At 65.6% G+C, this 18711-nt stretch carries 15 protein-coding genes; 7 read left to right on the top strand and 8 right to left on the bottom strand.

Annotated elements, in window-relative coordinates; translation table 11 throughout:
- Nucleotides 1–3: 3 nt before the first annotated feature.
- Nucleotides 4–3336 carry a LuxR family transcriptional regulator gene (locus J3E61_RS12630; protein WP_210083782.1) on the bottom strand — a complete coding sequence of 1111 codons (3333 nt, stop codon included), beginning with the start codon at nt 3334–3336 and terminating at the stop codon, nt 4–6.
- A gap of 162 nt (nt 3337–3498) precedes the next feature.
- On the opposite strand from J3E61_RS12630, the gene J3E61_RS12625 reads away from it, so the two are divergent.
- Nucleotides 3499–4587, top strand: a complete 1089-nt coding sequence (locus J3E61_RS12625; RefSeq protein ID WP_210083781.1) for a hydroxyneurosporene methyltransferase — start codon at nt 3499–3501, stop codon at nt 4585–4587.
- Here J3E61_RS12625 and J3E61_RS12620 read toward each other — a convergent pair.
- Nucleotides 4584–4973 (bottom strand): VOC family protein, encoded by a 390-nt coding sequence (locus tag J3E61_RS12620; RefSeq protein ID WP_210083780.1) that lies wholly within the window; start codon nt 4971–4973, stop codon nt 4584–4586. The two genes, J3E61_RS12625 and J3E61_RS12620, sit on opposite strands and share 4 nt — an antisense overlap.
- Before the next feature lie 46 nt (nt 4974–5019).
- Between J3E61_RS12620 and J3E61_RS12615 the strand changes: the two genes are divergently transcribed.
- Nucleotides 5020–6753, top strand: coding sequence for an amidohydrolase family protein (locus J3E61_RS12615; protein WP_210083779.1), 1734 nt, complete (start codon nt 5020–5022; stop codon nt 6751–6753).
- Here the strand turns inward: J3E61_RS12615 and J3E61_RS12610 are convergent.
- Entirely contained in the window at nt 6750–7583 is an 834-nt protein-coding gene (locus J3E61_RS12610; protein ID WP_210083778.1) for an acid phosphatase, read from the bottom strand. The genes J3E61_RS12615 and J3E61_RS12610 overlap by 4 nt on opposite strands.
- Before the next feature lie 32 nt (nt 7584–7615).
- Here J3E61_RS12610 and J3E61_RS12605 point away from each other — a divergent pair, with 32 nt between their 5' ends.
- Together J3E61_RS12605 and J3E61_RS12600 are read left to right on the top strand one after the other, a co-directional pair.
- Complete coding sequence (locus J3E61_RS12605) at nt 7616–7987, top strand: pyridoxamine 5'-phosphate oxidase family protein (RefSeq protein ID WP_192725564.1); 372 nt, start codon at nt 7616–7618, stop codon at nt 7985–7987.
- 144 nt (nt 7988–8131) lie between these two features.
- On the top strand, nt 8132–8941 hold the full coding sequence (locus J3E61_RS12600) for a class I SAM-dependent methyltransferase (RefSeq protein WP_210083777.1): 810 nt from the start codon (nt 8132–8134) through the stop codon (nt 8939–8941).
- Nucleotides 8942–8943: 2 nt separating this feature from the next.
- On the opposite strand, the gene J3E61_RS12595 is transcribed toward J3E61_RS12600, so the two are convergent.
- The 3 genes from J3E61_RS12595 to J3E61_RS12585 all read right to left on the bottom strand — a co-directional run bounded on the left by J3E61_RS12595 (nt 8944) and on the right by J3E61_RS12585 (nt 12481).
- The gene (locus J3E61_RS12595; RefSeq protein WP_210083776.1) at nt 8944–9957 is read right to left on the bottom strand and encodes a hypothetical protein; all 1014 of its coding nucleotides are present in this window, start codon (nt 9955–9957) and stop codon (nt 8944–8946) included.
- Between the two features lie 145 nt (nt 9958–10102).
- Nucleotides 10103–11728, bottom strand: a complete 1626-nt coding sequence (gene groL / locus J3E61_RS12590) for a chaperonin GroEL (RefSeq protein WP_192725567.1) — start codon at nt 11726–11728, stop codon at nt 10103–10105.
- 189 nt (nt 11729–11917) lie between these two features.
- A complete protein-coding gene (locus J3E61_RS12585) occupies nt 11918–12481 on the bottom strand; it encodes a TetR/AcrR family transcriptional regulator (protein WP_210083775.1) in 564 nt (187 codons plus the stop codon).
- A 96-nt stretch (nt 12482–12577) separates the two neighbouring features.
- Between J3E61_RS12585 and J3E61_RS12580 the strand changes: the two genes are divergently transcribed.
- Nucleotides 12578–13486 carry an SDR family NAD(P)-dependent oxidoreductase gene (locus J3E61_RS12580; RefSeq protein WP_210083774.1) on the top strand — a complete coding sequence of 303 codons (909 nt, stop codon included), beginning with the start codon at nt 12578–12580 and terminating at the stop codon, nt 13484–13486.
- 55 nt (nt 13487–13541) lie between these two features.
- A complete protein-coding gene (locus J3E61_RS12575) occupies nt 13542–14534 on the top strand; it encodes a VWA domain-containing protein (RefSeq protein WP_210083773.1) in 993 nt (330 codons plus the stop codon).
- Here J3E61_RS12575 and J3E61_RS12570 read toward each other — a convergent pair.
- Nucleotides 14531–15520, bottom strand: coding sequence for a VWA domain-containing protein (locus tag J3E61_RS12570; RefSeq protein WP_210083772.1), 990 nt, complete (start codon nt 15518–15520; stop codon nt 14531–14533). The two genes, J3E61_RS12575 and J3E61_RS12570, sit on opposite strands and share 4 nt — an antisense overlap.
- Nucleotides 15521–15605: 85 nt before the next feature.
- Between J3E61_RS12570 and J3E61_RS12565 the strand changes: the two genes are divergently transcribed.
- On the top strand, nt 15606–16103 hold the full coding sequence (locus tag J3E61_RS12565) for a cupin domain-containing protein (RefSeq protein ID WP_210083771.1): 498 nt from the start codon (nt 15606–15608) through the stop codon (nt 16101–16103).
- On the opposite strand, the gene J3E61_RS12560 is transcribed toward J3E61_RS12565, so the two are convergent.
- Complete coding sequence (locus J3E61_RS12560; protein ID WP_210083770.1) at nt 16093–18639, bottom strand: excinuclease ABC subunit UvrA; 2547 nt, start codon at nt 18637–18639, stop codon at nt 16093–16095. The two genes, J3E61_RS12565 and J3E61_RS12560, sit on opposite strands and share 11 nt — an antisense overlap.
- Nucleotides 18640–18711: the final 72 nt, after the last annotated feature.

Raw genomic sequence — 18711 nt, 5'->3', positions numbered from 1 at the left:
ACGCTAGCCTGTCCGCCAGTTCTGTCGCGTGGCCTCTTGCGCCAGTTGCACCCGCGAACTGACACCCAGCTTGTTGTAAACATGGGTGAGATGGCTTTGCACGGTGCGCGGCGAGACGAAAAGCCGTGTCGCGATCTCCTTGTTGGCCAGTCCTTCGCTGACCAGACGCACTACGTCGCGTTCAGCGGGCGTCAACGCACCCCAACCACTTGCCGGGCGCCTGCGTTCGCCATGTCCGCGACGGACGTACGCGATCGATTCACACGCGGACATTGCCGAGCCTTCGGCCCATGCGGTTTGAAAGTCGTTGTCGCCCAATGCTTCACGGACCGCGTCGACGCCCCTTGCGTATCCGTCGTCGTAGCTCTTGAACCTGACCGCACCAGTTACTTTGCGGACCGCGTCGGCCGCACCATAGAGCCGTGCCGCTTCACGGTGAACGCCAGAGTCACTGGAAAGTCCCGCAAGGCATTCCAGGGCGTCCGCGGTGATCAGGTGCGCATCCGTTGCCGCGGCCACGGCCAGCGCGTCACGGGCATCGCGCTCCGCCAGTTCGCGCTCACCCTCGGCGGCGGCAACCCGAGCACGGGACGACAGCGCCACAGCCGTATGGCAGCCGACCGACACGGACACGGCATCGTCGGCCCACCGGCGCGCCGCGACGATATCCCCGTTCGCCAGCGCCACATCGACTATCGGGTTGATTGCAACCATCCTCAGCCCACCAACTGCGCGGAATTGCTCGGCGGCGCTGGTGCCGGCCGTCACCGCGGCCGCGACATCACCGGCCGCCAGGTGTGCGGTCGCCAACGGCGCATTGCAGAGGGCTTCCCACAGACCGCCGAGTTCGGACGTGGCAGTCAATGCGGCGTGCGCCGCCGCTTGCGCGGCTTCCGATTCCCCCATCCACGCCAAAGTGTGGGCGCGGTGGGCATGGCAAGCGGCCAGCATTGTCACGCTGTGGTTCGCGTCGCCCTCTGCTAGTAGTTCATTGAAGAGGGCGATCGCCACCGCCAGTTCGCCGCGCATGAACCGTGCCGTGGCCAACCCCCAGTAGCGACACATCCACGAGACCAGCCGATCGCCGATCTCGTCGGCCAGGTCGCGTCCCTCTTCCCCGAACCTGATCGCGGCGCGCAGATCTCCGTCGTGTATCGCGACATAGGCCTGCCACCAAAGGATCTGGCTCAATTGCCATTTGTCGTCACATTCGCGGGCCAGTCCCTCCGCCTCGTCGAGGTAGGGGTGAGCCACCTCGGCTTGAAAAGCGCCAGTGCTTCCGCACGCGATGAGTGATCGAATCAACAGACCGACGTCACCGACCTCACGGGCGATCGCCAGCGCCCGCTCCGGGAACTCCATAGCCATTGGGGTGCCGACCGCGGCGGTGACGACCGCCTGGTCGGCAAGCGCCCGGGCGTACATCGCAGGTGTCACGTCCGCGGGCGGCTGTGAAGGGTCAGATAGCACGGCGCTGATCCAGGACAGGGCTTCCTGTACGCGTCCGCTGCTCATCCACAGCCGCTGCAGACTGCACGCCAGGTGCAACGCCCCCTCGCTGTCGCCGAGGCCGCAGTTCCACGTGAATACGGCTCGCAGATTGTCGATTTCGATATCCGCCTGCTCGACGTGCCGTTGGCGCTCCGAGGTCGGCTGGTCGACGAGGTCTGCCAGCTGTGTGTAGTGGTCTCGGTGCCGCACGCGCACCGCATCGGATTCGCCGCTGTCACCGAGCTTTTCCAATGCGTACTGGCGAACGGTCTCCAGCAACCGGTATCGCGTTGCACCGCTGGCGTTTTCGGCGATCACCAACGACTTGTCCACGAGTAACGTCAGCTCGTCGAGCACTTGGTGGGCGTGCACGTAATCGCCATCGGCAGCAACGGCCTCGGCGGCGTCGAGATGAAAGCCCCCGCGAAAGACGGCCAACCGGCGGAAGATAACCCGTTCGACGTCGGTCAGCAGCGCATGCGACCAGTCCACCGAGGCGCGCAGTGTCTGTTGACGTCGCACCGCACCCCGCACGCCCCCGGTCAGAATTCGGAACCGGTCATGCAGGCCGGCGAGGATGTCGGGGATCGACAGTGCCCGTACCCGCGCCGCGGCCAGCTCTATCGCCAGCGGCATGCCGTCAAGGCGGCGACAGATTTCCGTCACGGTGGCGGCGTTGTCGTTGGTGATTGCGAATTCCGGCCTCACCAGACGCGCACGGTCGGTGAACAGCTCAACCGCCTCGTCGGTGATCGACAACGACGACACCCGCCAGATCGCTTCTCCTGCCATGCCGATCGGCTCACGGCTGGTCGCCAGCACCGTTACGGCGGGGCAGGCTGCGAGCATGGCCGCGACGAGTTCGGCAGTCGCATCCAGGAGGTGCTCGCAGTTGTCCAGGATCAGCAGCATCGGCCGGTCGGCGATGAAACGCAGCAGAGAGTCGGTCGCGGAGCGCCCTGGCACATCGGGCAGGCCGAGTGCGCGCGCGGCGGTCGTCGGCAAGAGGTCGGGTTCGGTGATCGGTGCCAGGTCGACATAGTGCGCACCGTCATGGAATTCCGTGGCTATGGCGGCTGCGACCTGTACCGCAAGGCGGGTCTTGCCCGAACCGCCTGCGCCGGTCAACGTGACAAGCCGGTTCTTGGCGACGATGCGCGACAACTCCGCTATTTGAGCAGTGCGACCAACGAAGCTCGTCAACTGCGGTGGCAGCCCGTGGGAGACCGCGGCGGGCAACCGCAACGGTGGGAATTGGTTGTTCAGGTCAGGGTGACACAGCTGGATGATCCGGTCGGGGCGGCGAAGATCCCGCAGTTGGTGCGTACCGAGCGGAAGCAGCCACGCGCCAGGTGGCAGATAGTCGGCGACGATCTCCTCGGTCGCGCCGGACAGCACCGTCTGGCCGCCGTGTGCCACGTCGCGCAGGCGTGCGGTCCTGTTGATCGTCGGCCCGAAGTAGTTCCCTTCGTCGCGAAGCTGGACCTCGCCGGTGTGCAGGCCGATCCGCAATTTGATCGGCGCCAGCGGCGCCATCTGTAGGTCAAGCGCGCATGCCACCGCGTCACTGCCGCGATCGAACGCGATGACCAGGCTGTCGCCTTCGCCCTGCTCGACCGGTCGCACGCCACGATGCGCAGCAACGATCTCGGTGAGTAAGCGATCGAGTCGTGCGACAGCCTTGTTCATTTCCTGGGGCTGCGCTTCCCACAGTTGGGTGGAGCCCTCGATATCAGCGAGCAGGAGCGTAACCGTGCCAGTCGGTAGCTCGCTCACGCCCAAATCGCTCTCGTTCACCGGTGGCGTGCCCGCCCCTCGGTCGATCTCGCTCATGTTAGCCAGCATCGCCGGTCGTCACGTCCACAACATCAGCGAAACCGCGCACATTGCGTTTGCCGTCGCCCCGGGTCTCCGACCCTGCCCCGATTTTTTTGCGCCTTCTGGCCGATGGTGGTGAACCGCCGGCACCTCATCATCGAATCGAGGCACAACGAGAGAGGCTGAGCCATGAAGATCCCGTCGATGACACCGCCGGTCGGCTTGATCAGTGCGGTGCAGCGCAGCCGCCACCATCTGTTGCGGCTTCACTCCGCGCTTGTCCCCGCACAGGTCGCGATGACAGAGCTCATCATCGGGGCCAGTGTGGCCCAGGCCATGTCCGTGGCCGCCGAACTGCGCATCGCCGACGCACTTGCCGACGGGCCACTCGGGCTGGACGAGTTGGCGCAGAGGGTCGGCGCCGACCCGGACGCGTTGGGCCGGTTGCTTCGGTTGCTGATCAGCCGGGGCGTCTTCCGCCACCGCGACGGCCGCTACGAACTGACGGCGCTGGCGCGCACCCTGCGGTGGGATGCTCCGCACTCAATGGCCGCGTTCGCCCGCTTCGAAGGTTCGCTTCAACACCGGGAGCATTGGAGCCACTGCATCGATGCGGTCCGTACCGGTGAGGCAGTCGTTCCCAAGCTGCGTGGCATGGAAGCCTTCGATTGGATCGAGACCGACAGCGAAATCAGTGACGTGTTCAACGCGGCAATGACGAACATCTCCGAGTTGGCCGCCGAAGCGGTGACCGGGGCTTACGACTTCGCCGGCTATCGCACCATCGTCGATGTCGCCGGCGGGCATGGGCGGCTGCTGGCCGGCATTCTGTTAGCGACCCCCACCGCGACAGGCGTTCTCTTCGACCTGCCGCATGTGGCCGCAGGCGCCGGCCCACTGTTGCGCAAACACGGCGTGGCCGAACGCGTGCGAATCGCCGAAGGTTCGTTCTTTGACGGAGTTCCCCATGGCGGGGACCTCTATGTGCTGAAGAACATCATCCACGACTGGCCCGACGACAAGGCACGCCAGATTCTCAAGACGCTGCGCGCGGCGACGGACACGGGAACGACCGTCGCTCTGATCGAGTGCGTGATACCGCCGCACGATCGCGACTTTCTCGCCAAGACGATGGACCTGGAGATGCTGATCTACAACGCGGGCCGGGAACGCACCGCTGCGCAGTATCAGAACCTCTTGCAGCAGGCGGGTTTTCGGATGACTCGTGTCGTGCCGACGGCGTCGCCGCTCAGCATCGTGGAGGCGACCGCCGCCTAAGCTTTCGGCGGGGCGCCGTGGAAGACGGCTTCGACGTTGTTGCCGTCCGGGTCGCGGACGAACGCGCCGAAGTAGCCCGGGTGGTACTCCGGCCACAGTCGCGGCTCATGCAGTGATTCGGCGCCGGTCTCGAGCGCCGCGTCGTAGAACGCCCTGACCGCGTCGGCGTCGTTGGCCTGGAATGCGACATGGTTCTCGCGGTTCGGGCCCGACGCGTCGCCTGCGCTCATATCGGCGATCCAGAAATCCGGCTTGCCGTCCTTGCCGTAACCGATCGCGACCTGGAAGTCCATCTGCCTGCTGTAGCCCAGCACGCCGAGGACCTTGTCGTAGAACGCCTTCGATTTGTTCCAGTCCGCACAGTTGATCCCAAGGTGGTCAATCACGGGCTCATCCTGGCATCTGGCACCGACACAGTCGTACATTCAGCTAATGGCGTACGAGTTGATCATCCGCAACGGCACCATCGTCGACGGCCTCGGCGGACAGCCATATGTCGGAGACGTCGCGATTTCCGACGGCGTGATCGCCGCGGTCGGCGAGGTGGACGGGTCAGGGACGCGGGAGATCGATGCGACGGGGCTGCTCGTCACCCCGGGCTTCATCGATCTGCACACGCACTACGACGGACAGGCCATCTGGTCGGACCGGATGACGCCGTCGTCGGCACACGGCGTCACGACCGCGGTGATGGGCAATTGCGGCGTCGGCTTCGCGCCGTGCCGGACCGAGGACCACGAGGTGCTCGTGGACGTGATGGCGGGCGTGGAGGACATCCCAGGCGTCGTGATGGTTGACGGCCTGCCGTGGGATTGGGAGACGTTCCCGCAGTATTTGGATGCGCTGGACGCCCGGCAGCGGGACATCGACGTCGCGGCGTATCTGCCGCACTCACCGCTGCGGGTATACGTGATGGGTCGGCGCGGCGCCGACCGCGAGCCAGCAACCGATGACGATCTGAAGCGGATGCGGGAGCTGGCGCGCGAAGCCATCGAGGTCGGCGCGCTGGGGTTCGCGTCGTCGCGGTTCTCGTTTCACAAGACCGCCAGTGGCGAGTTGATCCCGACATACGACGCCGCGCAGGCCGAGATCGACGCGATCGCATCCGGTGTCGCCGAGGGTGGCGGCGGCCTGATCCAATTCGTCCCCGACATCGCCGCGGGCGGTTATGCCAATGTGCTGCAACAGGTTTTCGAGGCTGCGCAGGACAATGGGCTGCCGGTCACGTTCACGCTCGCGACCGGCAATGCAGGCGACCCGATCTGGCCCGACGCGATCACGCTGATCGAGAAGTACAACTCCATCGGCAATCCGGACACCACGATCACCGCGCAAATGTTCCCGCGCCCAATCGGTTTGGTGATCGGACTGGAGCTGACCGGCAATCCGTTCGTGTTCTATCCCTCCTATCAGGAGATCGCCGATCTACCGCTGGCCGAGCGCGTCGCCGAGATGCGCAAACCAGAAGTGCGGGCTCGCATTCTGGCCGACAAGCCAGCCGAGGGCGGCCATCCGCTGCTGTATCTGGCGCAGGCGTGGAACTGGATCTTCCCGCTGACCGAGAACCCCGACTACGAGCCGGATCCGTCGACGTCCATTGCGGCGCGAGCGGCGGCGCGCGGCGTCAGCCCGATGGAGGAGGCCTACGATCGGCTGCTCGACGACGACGGACACGCCATGCTGCTCGTCGCGATGGCCAACTTCGAGAACAACTCACTGGATACGGTTGGCGAGTTGATCCGACGCGACGACGTCGTGCTCGGTCTCGGCGACGGCGGCGCCCACTACGGAATGATCTGCGACGCAAGCTATCCCACGTTCCTGTTGGCACACTGGGCGCGTGACCGGGCCAAGGGCCGGCTGAATGTGCCGGATGCGGTTCGCATGATGACGTCAGTGCCTGCGCGGGTCGCCGGCTTGGCCGATCGGGGCCGAATCGCGGTGGGCTACAAGGCCGATCTGAACGTCATCGATCACGCGGCGCTGCGTCTGCACAAGCCGATCATCACCCACGACTTACCCGCCGGCGGGCGCCGTCTGGACCAGACCGCCGACGGTTACGTCGCGACGATCGTGTCCGGCAAGGTGATTGCGGAGAACGGGGTGCCGACGGCCGCCCGGCCCGGCCGACTGGTGCGTGGCCGCCAACAGGCGCCGACGGGCTAATCCCAGATGTCGGCGATCGCAGGCGCGTTCGCGGCAAGGCCTGTCTTGGTCAGCCCGTACATCTCCTCGACGGTCGACAACACGTTGTAGTGGCTGATCGGCTCGCCGTATGCGCCCGGCCGGACGTGGGCGCCGTAGATCATGGTCGGAATCTGGTTGCTCGGGCCGTTGTCGTCCTCGTCCCATGTGACGATCAGTAGGCTGTTGTTGGCAACCGCCCAATTCGCGTATCGCGCAAGGTTTGTCGCCAGCCAAGTGTCGGCCTGGGCGATGGTGCCGTCGTGCATGTCGTTGTCGAGATTGGGAATCACGAAGGAAACAGTCGGGAGGCTCTGGTAGTCGGTGCGGCCGTTGAAGGCGCTGAACGGTAGCGACGCTTCGGCAGGCACGCTGGTGAAGTTTGCCCACGGCACGTGTTTTCGTGCGTACTTGCCAGCCGAACACACCGGCGAACCGACCGCGGGCAGGTCTTCGGAGAAACCCGCGAATGTATAGCGGGCAGCGAGCAGTGCCGCCGCGAGATTCGGCGCGGTGCCGGCGTTCACCGGACAGGCGTCAGACGTCAACCCGAAGGTGCTGCCGGAGAACATCGCCAGATAGTTGGGCTCGCTGGGATGCGTCTCGGCATACGACTGCGTCATCAGCGCGCCCGCGTTGGCCAGTTGGTTCATGAACGGCGCTGACTTGTTGCCCAGCACGTTGGCGCTCGAGTGGTTTTCCTCGACCACGATCACGATGTGTGCCGGCGTCGGGATGGCTTGCGCCGCGGCCGCGGGTGCATGGCCGACGGTGGCAATGACCACTGCCGCCAGATAAGGCCAACGCCTCATGGCCGCAGTGTAGCCGGGCCTATCCTCGATACATGAGTGTGAAAGTCGATGTCGACCAGCTCGGTGACGCCCTTGCCGACTTCACGTTCGCGTATCTGATCACCGTTGGCGATGACTACCGCGCACACACCGTCGCAGTGCAGCCAGAACTGCGCGCCGGTGTGCTCGCCGTCGGAGCCATCGGCAACACCACACGTCGCAACGTCGGACGGCATTGCGACGTCACGCTCGTGTGGCCGCCCAGCCAGCCCGGTGGTTACACGCTGATCGTCGACGGTCTTGGCACGGCGGGTGAAACCCTGACCGTCAAGCCAACGCGCGCGGTGCTGCACCGCCCGGCGACACCGGAAACTCCCGCCACGAACCCGGGCTGCCTGCACGATTGCGTGCCACTCGAAGGCTGAATACCCCGCCGAGTGTGGGCTTGTGTCACGCTCTGCGGCCAAAAGGTGTGCGGGTAACCCACGTTCGGCACCCGCGGGTGATTACGCTCAGAGCGTAGAACGTAATTCTTGTTTAATTAGTTGATTTTCTTGTCTGCTGGGTTCATGCTGACAAGCATGGTCGACACTCAGTACTCAACGGGCGTATCGCGGCAAGGCATCGAGCGTGCGCTCCTCGCGGCAGGTCTGGACCTTCGACATCTTCAGCCCGCCGACCTCGCGCCGCTCGAGGACTTCCACACCATGGGTCGCATCGCCACCCATCAGCTGGTGGATCTGCTGAACCTGACCCGCGACCACCATGTGCTCGACGCGGGCAGCGGCGTCGGCGGCACCGCTCGCTTCGTCGCCGACGGCCGCGGGTCTCGCGTCACCGCCGTCGACTTGACCGACGAGTACTGCGAAACGGCGCGTTGGCTCAACCGGCTCGTCGGATTGGATGACCGCATCTCGGTGCGGCAGGCAGATGTCACCGCACTACCGTTCGCCGCCAACACCTTCGACGTCGTCTTCAGCCAACACGTTCAGATGAATGTGTCCGACAAGCCACGACTCTACGCCGAAGCGCGCCGGGTATTGGTCAAAGGCGGGCGACTTGCGTTGTGGGACATCGCTTCTGGCGATGGACGCGAACTCGGATACCCACTGCCGTGGGCCGACCACCCCGCGCACAGCCACCTCGCCTCCGCCGACCAGTTGCGTGCCGCTATCGAAGACGCCGGGTTCGCCATCGACCATTGGGCCGATCTCACCGAGGACGCCGTCGCGTTGATGCAGGCGCTGTTGGCATTGCCGCCCAATCCGCTTGGCCTGCATGCGTTCGTCCCCGACTTCGAGACCAAGGCCAAGAACCTGGTCGCGGCGTTGGCCGACGGTCGGCTTCGGACCATCCAAGCCATCGCGCGTGCGACCTAGGCTCAACGGTCAGAGAGGTCGAACGCGCGCCGGAACAGCTCGAGATTTTCCGCGATGCCTTGCCGTTGGATGGCCTGCAGCATCTGCTCGCGCAGCGACTCAGGGCACCGCGTCAGAGCGGCGTTCAGGGTTCGGTCGAATTCAGAGGTGGTGAATAGTCGAGCGGCGCCGAGCAATTCGGCGTCAGCGCCGGTTTCGACCGCCGCCAGCAACACGTCGATCGGATATTCCCGCAGAAGCCATTTGGGAACTTCCTCGTGATCGTAATACCCGGTCCACGGTCCGGGGTCCGAACCGAACCACGCGTAGAGCGCCCGCACCCGAGCGACGGGATCGGGCATCGCTTCTTCTAAAAGCAGGCGAGCGGCGTCGAGGTCTGGATCCTGCCCGCGTCCGTCGCCCAGCCGTTCCGGCCACAGTGGACGCAGACACGGCGGCATGGCCCGTACCCAGTTCAGCACATGTCGCTGCCGTTCGGCCATCGACTGCTCGCGTTCCTCACATCTGTCTTGCGCATCTGGAATGCCGTAAGCCAGTAGCCAATCCGCGAAGCGCCGCGGATCGGCGAGCGTCGCGTCACCCTTCCATACCGAAGACCATCGGATCGTGTCCCAGTCGATGACTTCCAACGTGTGCACGTGTTGTTCGCCGGTCCACAGTTCCAAGTGGTGGTCACCGATACTCATGACGTGCCCGTATTCTTCGGACTCCATGATTCGAAGCGCCGGTCCCAACTCGGCGAGGCTCGCGGCGTCCGTGATGTCCAAACGCACCACATCGAACACCATTTCGTTCGCCGCATACTGTTCACCGTCGTACTCCACAGTGGTGGGTTCGAATCGGCGACCGATGAGCCGAACTCGGGTGACTCCTTTGAACGCTTCGTCAAGCGAGGCCTGCGTCGGGTCAGGGTCGGTTGAAGCCAGGTACTCGGCGGTGAGCTCGTCCATGACGCCGGTTACGCGCCCGTCCTCGTCGACGAATGGGACGAGGGGCGACTGCTCATTCTCAGCCATGTCGCACTGTATCGCTCGATTGCCGAGTGTGGGCTTGTGTCACGCGCTGGCGTGAAACAGCGTGCGGGTAACCCACGTTCGCGCCGGGGAAGGCACGAAAAAGCCCGGGGTGCCGAAGCACACCCGGGCCTTCTCGTAAAGGGACTTAGAAGTCCATGCCGCCCATGCCACCGGTCGGGTCGGCCGCACCAGCCGGAGCCTTCTCCGGCTTGTCGGCGACGACCGCCTCGGTGGTCAGGAACAGCGCCGCGATGGACGCCGCGTTCTGCAGCGCCGAACGCGTCACCTTGACCGGGTCGGCGACGCCTGCCTTGAGCAGGTCCTCGTACTCACCGGTGGCGGCGTTCAAGCCGGTACCGGCAGCAGAGTTGCGGACCTTCTCGGCCACGACACCGGGCTCCAGGCCGCCGTTGAAGGCGATCTGCTTGAGCGGGGCCTCCAGCGCAACGCGAACGATGTTCGCGCCGGTGGCCTCGTCACCAGTGAGGTTCAGCTCCTCCAGCGCAGGCGCGGCCTGCAGCAGGGCCACGCCACCGCCGGCGACGATGCCCTCCTCGACGGCCGCCTTCGCGTTGCGAACAGCGTCCTCGATGCGGTGCTTGCGCTCCTTGAGCTCCACCTCGGTGGCAGCACCGGCCTTGATGACCGCAACACCGCCGGCCAGCTTGGCCAGGCGCTCCTGCAGCTTCTCGCGGTCGTAGTCGGAATCGCTGTTCTCGATCTCCGAGCGGATCTGCGCGACGCGGCCGGCGATGGCCTCGCTGTCGCCCGCACCCTCGACGATGGTGGTCTCGTCCTTGGTGATGACGACCTTGCGGGCCTGGCCCAGCAGTGAGACGTCGGCGTTCTCGAGCGACAGGCCGACCTCTTCGCTGATGACCTGACCACCGGTGAGGATGGCCATGTCCTGCAGCATCGCCTTGCGGCGGTCACCGAAGCCCGGGGCCTTGACGGCGACGGACTTGAAGGTGCCGCGGATCTTGTTGACGACGAGCGTGGACAGCGCCTCGCCCTCGACGTCCTCGGCGATGATCAGCAGCGGCTTACCGGACTGGATGACCTTCTCCAGCAACGGAAGCAGATCCTTGACCGTCGAGATCTTCGACGAAACGAGCAGGATGTACGGATCCTCGAGGACCGCTTCCTGACGCTCGGCGTCGGTCACGAAGTAACCCGAGATGTAACCCTTGTCGAAGCGCATGCCCTCGGTCAGCTCGAGCTGCAGGCCGAAGGTGTTGGACTCCTCGACCGTGATGACGCCCTCGTTGCCGACCTTGTCCATGGCCTCGGCGATGAGCTCGCCGATCTGGGTGTCGCCTGCCGAGATTGCGGCGGTGGCAGAGATCTGCTCCTTGGTCTCGACCTCCTTGGCCGACTTCAGCAGCGTCTCGGTGATCTTCTCGACGGCCTTCTCGATGCCGCGCTTCAGGCCGAGCGGGTTGGCGCCGGCCGCGACGTTGCGCAGACCCTCGCGAACGAGCGCCTGGGCCAGCACGGTGGCGGTGGTGGTGCCGTCGCCTGCGACGTCGTCGGTCTTCTTGGCAACTTCCTTGACCAGCTCAGCGCCGATCTTCTCGTAGGGATCCTCCAGCTCGATCTCCTTGGCGATGGAAACACCATCGTTGGTGATCGTGGGGGCGCCCCACTTCTTCTCCAGGACGACGTTGCGACCCTTGGGGCCCAACGTCACCTTTACCGCGTCGGCGAGGCTGTTCAGGCCCCGCTCGAGACCGCGACGGGCCTCTTCGTCATACGCAATTGTCTTAGCCATTGCGAAGTGTTCCTCCGGATTGGGGATGCACGTCTTATTGGTCGGGCGCAGTGCCCGCGACGGACGGCTGGGGATGTGCTCCGCGCGGGTCCCCGGCCTCACCGTCCCGACCTAGCACTCACCGGTCGCGAGTGCCAACTGCATTCTTAGCACTCGACCAGGGCGAGTGCAAGGTCACCTAGGCGGTGTTCACCCTGCGCGCAACCCATCGAGCACCACCTCGATGAGCCGATCGGCCGCCTCGGCGTTATAGGTCTGAATGGCCTGCGCCCCGACCATGAGCGCCTTCACGTCGCGCACATCGAGATCGCGCCGCACCGTGCCCGCCTTTTGGCCTGCTCGCAGCAGGTTCCCCAGCAGTTCGAGGAACGCGTCCTCCGCCTCGGGCACCGCGGCCTTGACGTCGACGCCCAGCCCAGCGAGCGCCTCGGCCAGGCCTCGATCCGTCGCACCCCACTGCAGCACCATCGACCGCAGGAACTCAAACAGCGCGTCACCCGGATCCGCCGAGGCCAGCAGACGGCGGCCGTCATCGACAATGTGGTTGATGCGGGCCTCGATCACCGCCCGGTACAGGTCCTCCTTGGTGGGGAAATGCCGATACACCGTTCCCGCGCCGACCCCTGCCCGGCGGGCGATCTCGTCGATCGGCACGCCAAGGCCCTCTTCGGCGAACGTCTCGTAGGCGACCTCCAGCACCCGCGCACGGTTACGCGCTGCGTCGGCACGCATCGGCCGGGCCGTTTCGGTCATCGGTCACCTCGGGAATAGATAAGCGGGGCGTGCGTTCCGTATAGTCGTCATCAAACGGAGCCTCCGCCCCGTTTAACCGATTGTAGGAGATCCCTCATGGGCAAGTGGACAACTGCCGATATTCCCGACCAGACCGGCCGCACGGCCGTCGTCACCGGCGCCAATACCGGCCTCGGCTACGAGACGGCGACCGCGCTCGCGGCGAAGGGCGCACACGTAGTGCTTGCCGTCCGCAATCTCGAGAAAGGCAAGGCGGCGGCCGACCTCATCGCCCGCGCGCACCCCGGCGCAAGTGTCGCCATTCAAGAGTTGGACCTTTCGTCGCTGGCCTCCGTCCGCGCCGCTGCCGATCAGCTTCGCGCCGACTACCCGTCGATCGATCTGCTGATCAACAACGCCGGGGTGATGATGCCGCCACAGGGCGTCACGAAGGACGGCTTCGAATTGCAGTTCGGCACAAACCATCTCGGCCATTTCGCACTGACCAGTCTGCTGCTCGACCGGGTTCTCGCTGCGCCGGGTTCGCGCATCGTCTCGGTCAGCAGCCAGGGCCACCGCTTCGTCAACGGTATCCGCTTCGACGATCTGCAGTGGGAGCGCGACTACAGCCGGGTCCGCGCTTACGGACAGTCGAAGCTGGCCAACCTGATGTTCACCTACGAACTCCAGCGGCGCCTGCGCGGCACCGACACCATCGCCGTAGCCGCCCATCCCGGTGGCTCGCGAACCGAACTGACTCGCAACCTGCCGCCGCTGGTCGCCATCACGACGCGGGTGCTCGAACCGGTGATGCAAGGCGCCGACATGGGGGCGCTGCCGTCGCTGCGCGCCGCGACCGATCCCGGAGCCATCGGCGGGCAGTACTACGGGCCCGACGGATTCGCTGAACAACGCGGCTACCCGAAGGTCGTCGCGTCGAGCGCGGCGTCGCATGACGTCGACGCACAACGCAGGCTGTGGGCGGTGTCAGAAGAGCTGACATCGGTGGTGTCGCCGGTCGGCTGAGCTGAGCTGAACTGGGACACAGGGGATTCCCAGCGGCAGCGGCCACAGTGAGGCGGTGACGGTTCCTGGATTGGGTCTGTTGTCGCTGTCTGGGTTCGACGACCCGGCGTGGCTGATCCTGCTTGTCGCTCCCGCGGCGCTCCTGGGTGTCTACGCGGCCGCCCAGGGGCGGCGCGGGCAGCGGATACGACGGTTCGCCGGCGGGGGCGGCGCGCGGCCGTCGCGGTGGCGGCATCTGCCGATGGCCTTGCTGCTTGTCGCGCTCGTGCCGCTGAGCATCGCGCTGGCGCAACCCACCCGGGACGTCCGGGTGCCACGCAACCGCGCCGTCATCACGCTCGTCATCGACGTGTCGCAGTCGATGATGGCAACGGATGTGTCCCCCAACCGACTGACCGCCGCCGAACACGCCGCGCAGGATTTCGCCAAGCAGGTGACGCCCGGTGTGAACCTCGGACTCATCGCGTTCGCAGGCACTCCCAACGTCCTGGTCGCCCCCAGCCCCGACCACCAACTCACCGTCGCTGCTCTCGACAAGTTGCGGCCCGACGACAAGACCGCCACCGGGCAAGCGATTTTCTCTGCGCTGCAATCGATTCAGACCGTCAACGCGGTGCTGAAAGGCCCGGACGACAAACCGGCGCCCGCGACGATCGTGCTGCTGTCCGACGGCAAGGAAACCGTGCCCGACAACCCGAACGCACCCGACGGCGCCTACACCGCAGCACGGGCCGCCAGACAAGCAGGCGTGACGATCTCGACCGTCTCGTTGGGAACAGCTACCGGCAACGTCGAACTCAAGGACCAAACCATTCCCGTACCGGTCGACGACGAGACGATGAAGGCCATCGCGAACCTGTCCGGTGGCCAAACATCCTCCGCCGCAACCGTTGACGAGCTCGGCCGCAACTTCCACGCCGCCGAGGATCAACTGGGCTACCGGATCGAGCGCGGCCCGGCCAGCGCCGGATGGCTGCGACTGGCCGTCATCCTGGCCGCCGTCGGGGCGGTGCTCGGGCTGCTGATCAACCGCCGACTGCCCACCTAATCCGGCAGGCTCCTGTTGAATACCGCTGCCGCCGCCAAGGCGGCGATCAAGACCAACGCCCCCAACCGAATCCATGGCGCGCTGGCGTCGCCGGGAATCGTCTCGAAGCCGATGTTGCGCTGCAGCGTCGAATACACGCTGTTGAGTGTGTCCAGGCTGTCCGCGTGGAATGCCTGTCCGCCCGAAATCTCGCTGATCCTCTGCAATGTCGAGTCGTCGACGGGCACTGGAATTTCTTGGTCGTCGAGCGTGACGGTGCCGTCGGGGGTGCCGAACGAGATCGTCGAGATTCCCACGCCCTGTTCCTTCGCGGCGTGCGCAGCAGTGAAGGCACCGCGCGGCCCATCGGGGTCGCCGGGAACGGTTTCCTTACCGTCGGATTCCAGAACGATGCGCGCGGGCGGCGGACCCTGACCACCGCCGAGTACGGCCGTGGTTGCGGCGATCGCCTGCAGCGCCGTGAAGATTCCCTCGCCGGTTGCGGTCCGCTCGGCGGCCTTGAGCGTGTCGATCGCGGCCTTGACGGCGTCTCGATCGACCGTCGGCGCCATCAATAGTGTTGCGGTACCGGCGAATTCGACCAGGCCAAGGTTGATTCCCGGCGTCAGCTCGTCGACGAATCGCTTGCCGGCTTCCTTGGCGGCCGCCAACCGGTTCGGCGCGACGTCGGTCGCCACCATCGACTCTGACACGTCGATGACGAGCATCACGACCGCGCGGTTGCGCGGCACCCGCAGGTCATGTGTCGGGCCCGCCATCGCGGTGGTCAACAACGCCAGCGACGCGACGAGCAGCGCCGCGGGCAGATGGCGCCACCGCCGACGACGCGGTCTCGCCACCGCTTGCAGCAAGTCGAAATTGGCGAATCGCATCACCCGTCGCCGCCGCGCGCGTTGCGCCACCACGTAGCCCGCCAGCAGCGCCGCGATCGCGACGAAGAACAGCAGAAACCACGCGTTGGCGAACCCGGACACCGAAAGGTCCATGGCACGCACTATGCGGGCGAGACCTGTACGAGCCCTGTGCCCATGGTGCGCACTTCCGGGCAGCGCCTCGCTAGGCTGGCATGCGATGTCTCTGATCGTGCCGCCCTATCCCCCGCCTCGGTACACCAAGGACCAACCTGAGGTCAGCGCCTGGTTGAAGCGTGGAGACGAGGCGCCGGATTACGACTCGTTCGGCCTCGTCAAGTACCACTATCTGGCCAACCAACAGGCCACCGACGGCGACTACGGGCTGTATCGGGTGGAGATCGCCCCGCAGGGCGGCGGACCGGGGCCGCACTTTCACCGTGCGATGTCCGAGGCGTTCTTCGTGTTGTCGGGCACCGTCAAGCTCTACGACGGCACCGACTGGATCGACGGGCATCCCAACGACTTCTTGTACGTGCCGCCCGGTGGCATCCACGGTTTTCGCAATGAGGCCGACGAGCCGACGTCTATCTTGATGCTGTTCGCGCCCGGCGCGCCGCGTGAGCACTACTTCGAGGGCATGGCCAAGCTGGGTGAGATGTCCGACGACGAGCGCCGTGAGTGGTTCGTCAAGAACGACAACTTCTTCATCGAATAGCCGACGCCGCCAGCCGCTTCGCCAAGTAGGGCGCCGTGCGGCTCCGTTTCGCACGTGCCACCTTCGCCGGTGGTCCTGCGACCACGACCCGACCGCCGTCATTGCCCGCGCCAGGGCCCAGATCGATCACCCAGTCGGCACCCGCGACCATCCGCATGTCATGTTCGGCCACCACGACCGTATTGCCCGCGTCGACGAGTCGGTGCAGCTGACGATCGAGCAGATCCACATCGGCGGGGTGCAGACCGGTGGTCGGTTCGTCGAGGACGTAGAGGGTATGACCGCGCCGCGGCCGTTGCAGTTCGGACGCCAGCTTGATGCGCTGGGCCTCGCCGCCGGACAACTCCGTCGCGGGCTGTCCAAGACGCAGATATCCCAGCCCTACCTCTTGAAGTGTGGTCAGACTCCGAGCAGCAGGCGCAACGTCGGCGAGGAACTCCGCCGCCTCGTCGACCGTCATCGCGAGCACGTCGGCGATGGTTCGATCCCGATACCGCACTTCCAGCGTCTGCTCGGAGTAGCGCGCGCCCTGACACGTCGGACACGTGGCATATGTGCCAGGCAGAAACAGCAGCTCCACCGAGACGAACCCCTCCCCTTGACAGGTCGGGCACCGCCCCTCGGCGACGTTGAACGAGAACCTGCCCGCGGTCCAACCGCGTCGACGCGCCTTCGGGGTCGCGGCGAATTCGCGACGTACGGCGTCGAACAGGCCGGTGTAGGTTGCCAGCGTCGACCGCGGGGTACGTCCGATCGGGCGCTGATCAACCGAAACCAATCGGTTGATCTCCTCGACTCCGTGGGCCGTCACGCCGATGCTCGCGTCATGGTCGAGATCGATTATCCCAGTGCCGGATTCGTCATCGTCGGATTCGGCTGGCTCGGTTGAACGACCCGCTCCGAGGTGGTTGTTCACGACGTCGCCGAGAACCTTGACGACGAGCGTCGACTTGCCTGAACCCGACACACCGGTGACCGCGGTGTAGACCCCGAGTGGCAGGTCCACGTCCAGGTCTTCCAGATTGTGAAAGTTGATGCCGCGCAACCGCAGCTGCCCGGTCTGCGTGCGAGGGTCACGGGTGGGCGGCTCAGCCCCGTCGAACAGATACCTGCGCGTGACCGAAGCCTCGATGTCCGCGAGCCCAGACACCGGCCCGCTGTAGAGTACGTCGCCGCCGAGCTCTCCGGCCCCGGGGCCAACATCGACGATCCAATCGGCACGGCGTACGACGTCCATGTCGTGCTCGACCACGAACAGCGAATTGCCCGCTCGCCGAAGACGATCGAGCACGACAAGCAGCGGTTCGGCATCGGCCGGGTGCAGACCGGCCGACGGCTCGTCGAGGACGTAAAGCACTCCGAAAAGGCCGGCTCGCAATTGAGTGGCCAGCCGCAACCGCTGCAGTTCGCCTGGTGACACCGTCGGTGTGCGGCGACTGAGCGTCAGGTAGCCGAGACCGAGATCGATGAGTATCTGCAGGCGTGCAACGAGGTCAGCGGCGATCATGGTCGCCACTTCGGTCAGCTCACCGGATTCGGTGGACTCGTAGGCAGCGGCGCCGTCGGTGCGAGAAGCTGTGGGCTGCAATGTATTTGCGAGTTCCGTCAACGGCATCGCCGCGAATTCTGCGATCGTGCGTCCGGCGAATGTCACCTTCAGCGCCTCCGGCCGCAAGCCGGAACCGTCGCACACCGGGCAGTCGACGCTGTCGACGAACTGCAGCACACGCCGACGCATCATCGCGCTGTGCGAGTTCGCCAACGTGTGACGGACGTGGCGCTCGGCGCTGGAAAACGTGCCGTTGTAGTAATAGTCGGCCTGCACGGGATGCTGGCCCGGATCGATCTCGACAGTTGGCTGATCCTCGGTGAACAGGATCCAATTCCGTTGCCGCTTAGGAAGATTCCGCCATGGCTTGTCGATGTCATAGCCGAGGGTGACGAGGATGTCGCGCAGATTCTGACCTTGCCAGGCGCCCGGCCATGCTGCTACCGCCCCCTCTCGGATGGTCAGCGACGGGTCCGGTACCAGCGTCTCTTCGGTCACCCGGTGAATGCGTCCGAGTCCGTGGCATTCGGGGCACGCCCCGACCGCGGTATTCGGGGAGAAGGCGTCGGAGTCCAGTCGTTCCGTGGCGCCCCGCGGGTAGGTGCCAGCGCGGGAGAACAACATCCTCAGCAGGTTCGACAGGGTGGTGACGGTGCCGACCGTCGACCGTGACGTAGCCGAACCCCGGCGCTGCTGCAATGCGACGGCGGGCGGTAGCCCGGTGATGTCATCTACCTTCGGCGCGCCGGACGGCAGCAGCAGGCGACGGGCATACGGAGCGACCGATTCGAAGTAGCGGCGCTGCGCCTCGGCGTAAATGGTGCCGAAGGCCAGCGAAGACTTCCCGGAACCCGAGATGCCGGTGAACACCACCAGCGCGTCACGTGGTGCGACGACGTCGACGCCCCGTAGATTGTGTACGCGCGTCCCGTACACGCGTACACAAGGGTCGATGTCGTCGGTGCCGCGATCGGTCATTGCTGTCATCGTGGCCAAGTGGGTACCCACCCTGACGCAGCGCAAGCCCCGTGTTTGCTGTTCGACGAGTGGCGTGGACAG

It is taken from the genome of Mycobacterium sp. OAE908 (genome assembly GCF_017872775.1).
In the GTDB taxonomy this organism is placed as follows: Bacteria; Actinomycetota; Actinomycetes; order Mycobacteriales; family Mycobacteriaceae; genus Mycobacterium.
The sequence above is the reverse complement of the archived record's forward strand: the minus strand, read 5'-3'. Positions and strand labels throughout refer to the sequence as shown.

What these genes read in the sequence shown, in the direction of transcription:
- J3E61_RS12585 (WP_210083775.1), bottom strand. Translation starts at nt 12,481, where the DNA reads ATGACCGAAACGGCCCGGCCGATGCGTGCCGACGCAGCGCGTAACCGT.
- J3E61_RS12565 (WP_210083771.1), top strand. Translation starts at nt 15,606, where the DNA reads ATGTCTCTGATCGTGCCGCCCTATCCCCCGCCTCGGTACACCAAGGAC.
- J3E61_RS12605 (WP_192725564.1), top strand. Translation starts at nt 7,616, where the DNA reads ATGAGTGTGAAAGTCGATGTCGACCAGCTCGGTGACGCCCTTGCCGAC.
- J3E61_RS12580 (WP_210083774.1), top strand. Translation starts at nt 12,578, where the DNA reads ATGGGCAAGTGGACAACTGCCGATATTCCCGACCAGACCGGCCGCACG.
- J3E61_RS12600 (WP_210083777.1), top strand. Translation starts at nt 8,132, where the DNA reads ATGCTGACAAGCATGGTCGACACTCAGTACTCAACGGGCGTATCGCGG.
- J3E61_RS12610 (WP_210083778.1), bottom strand. Translation starts at nt 7,583, where the DNA reads ATGAGGCGTTGGCCTTATCTGGCGGCAGTGGTCATTGCCACCGTCGGC.
- J3E61_RS12560 (WP_210083770.1), bottom strand. Translation starts at nt 18,639, where the DNA reads ATGACAGCAATGACCGATCGCGGCACCGACGACATCGACCCTTGTGTA.
- groL (WP_192725567.1), bottom strand. Translation starts at nt 11,728, where the DNA reads ATGGCTAAGACAATTGCGTATGACGAAGAGGCCCGTCGCGGTCTCGAG.
- J3E61_RS12630 (WP_210083782.1), bottom strand. Translation starts at nt 3,336, where the DNA reads ATGCTGGCTAACATGAGCGAGATCGACCGAGGGGCGGGCACGCCACCG.
- J3E61_RS12625 (WP_210083781.1), top strand. Translation starts at nt 3,499, where the DNA reads ATGAAGATCCCGTCGATGACACCGCCGGTCGGCTTGATCAGTGCGGTG.
- J3E61_RS12570 (WP_210083772.1), bottom strand. Translation starts at nt 15,520, where the DNA reads ATGGACCTTTCGGTGTCCGGGTTCGCCAACGCGTGGTTTCTGCTGTTC.
- J3E61_RS12615 (WP_210083779.1), top strand. Translation starts at nt 5,020, where the DNA reads ATGGCGTACGAGTTGATCATCCGCAACGGCACCATCGTCGACGGCCTC.
- J3E61_RS12595 (WP_210083776.1), bottom strand. Translation starts at nt 9,957, where the DNA reads ATGGCTGAGAATGAGCAGTCGCCCCTCGTCCCATTCGTCGACGAGGAC.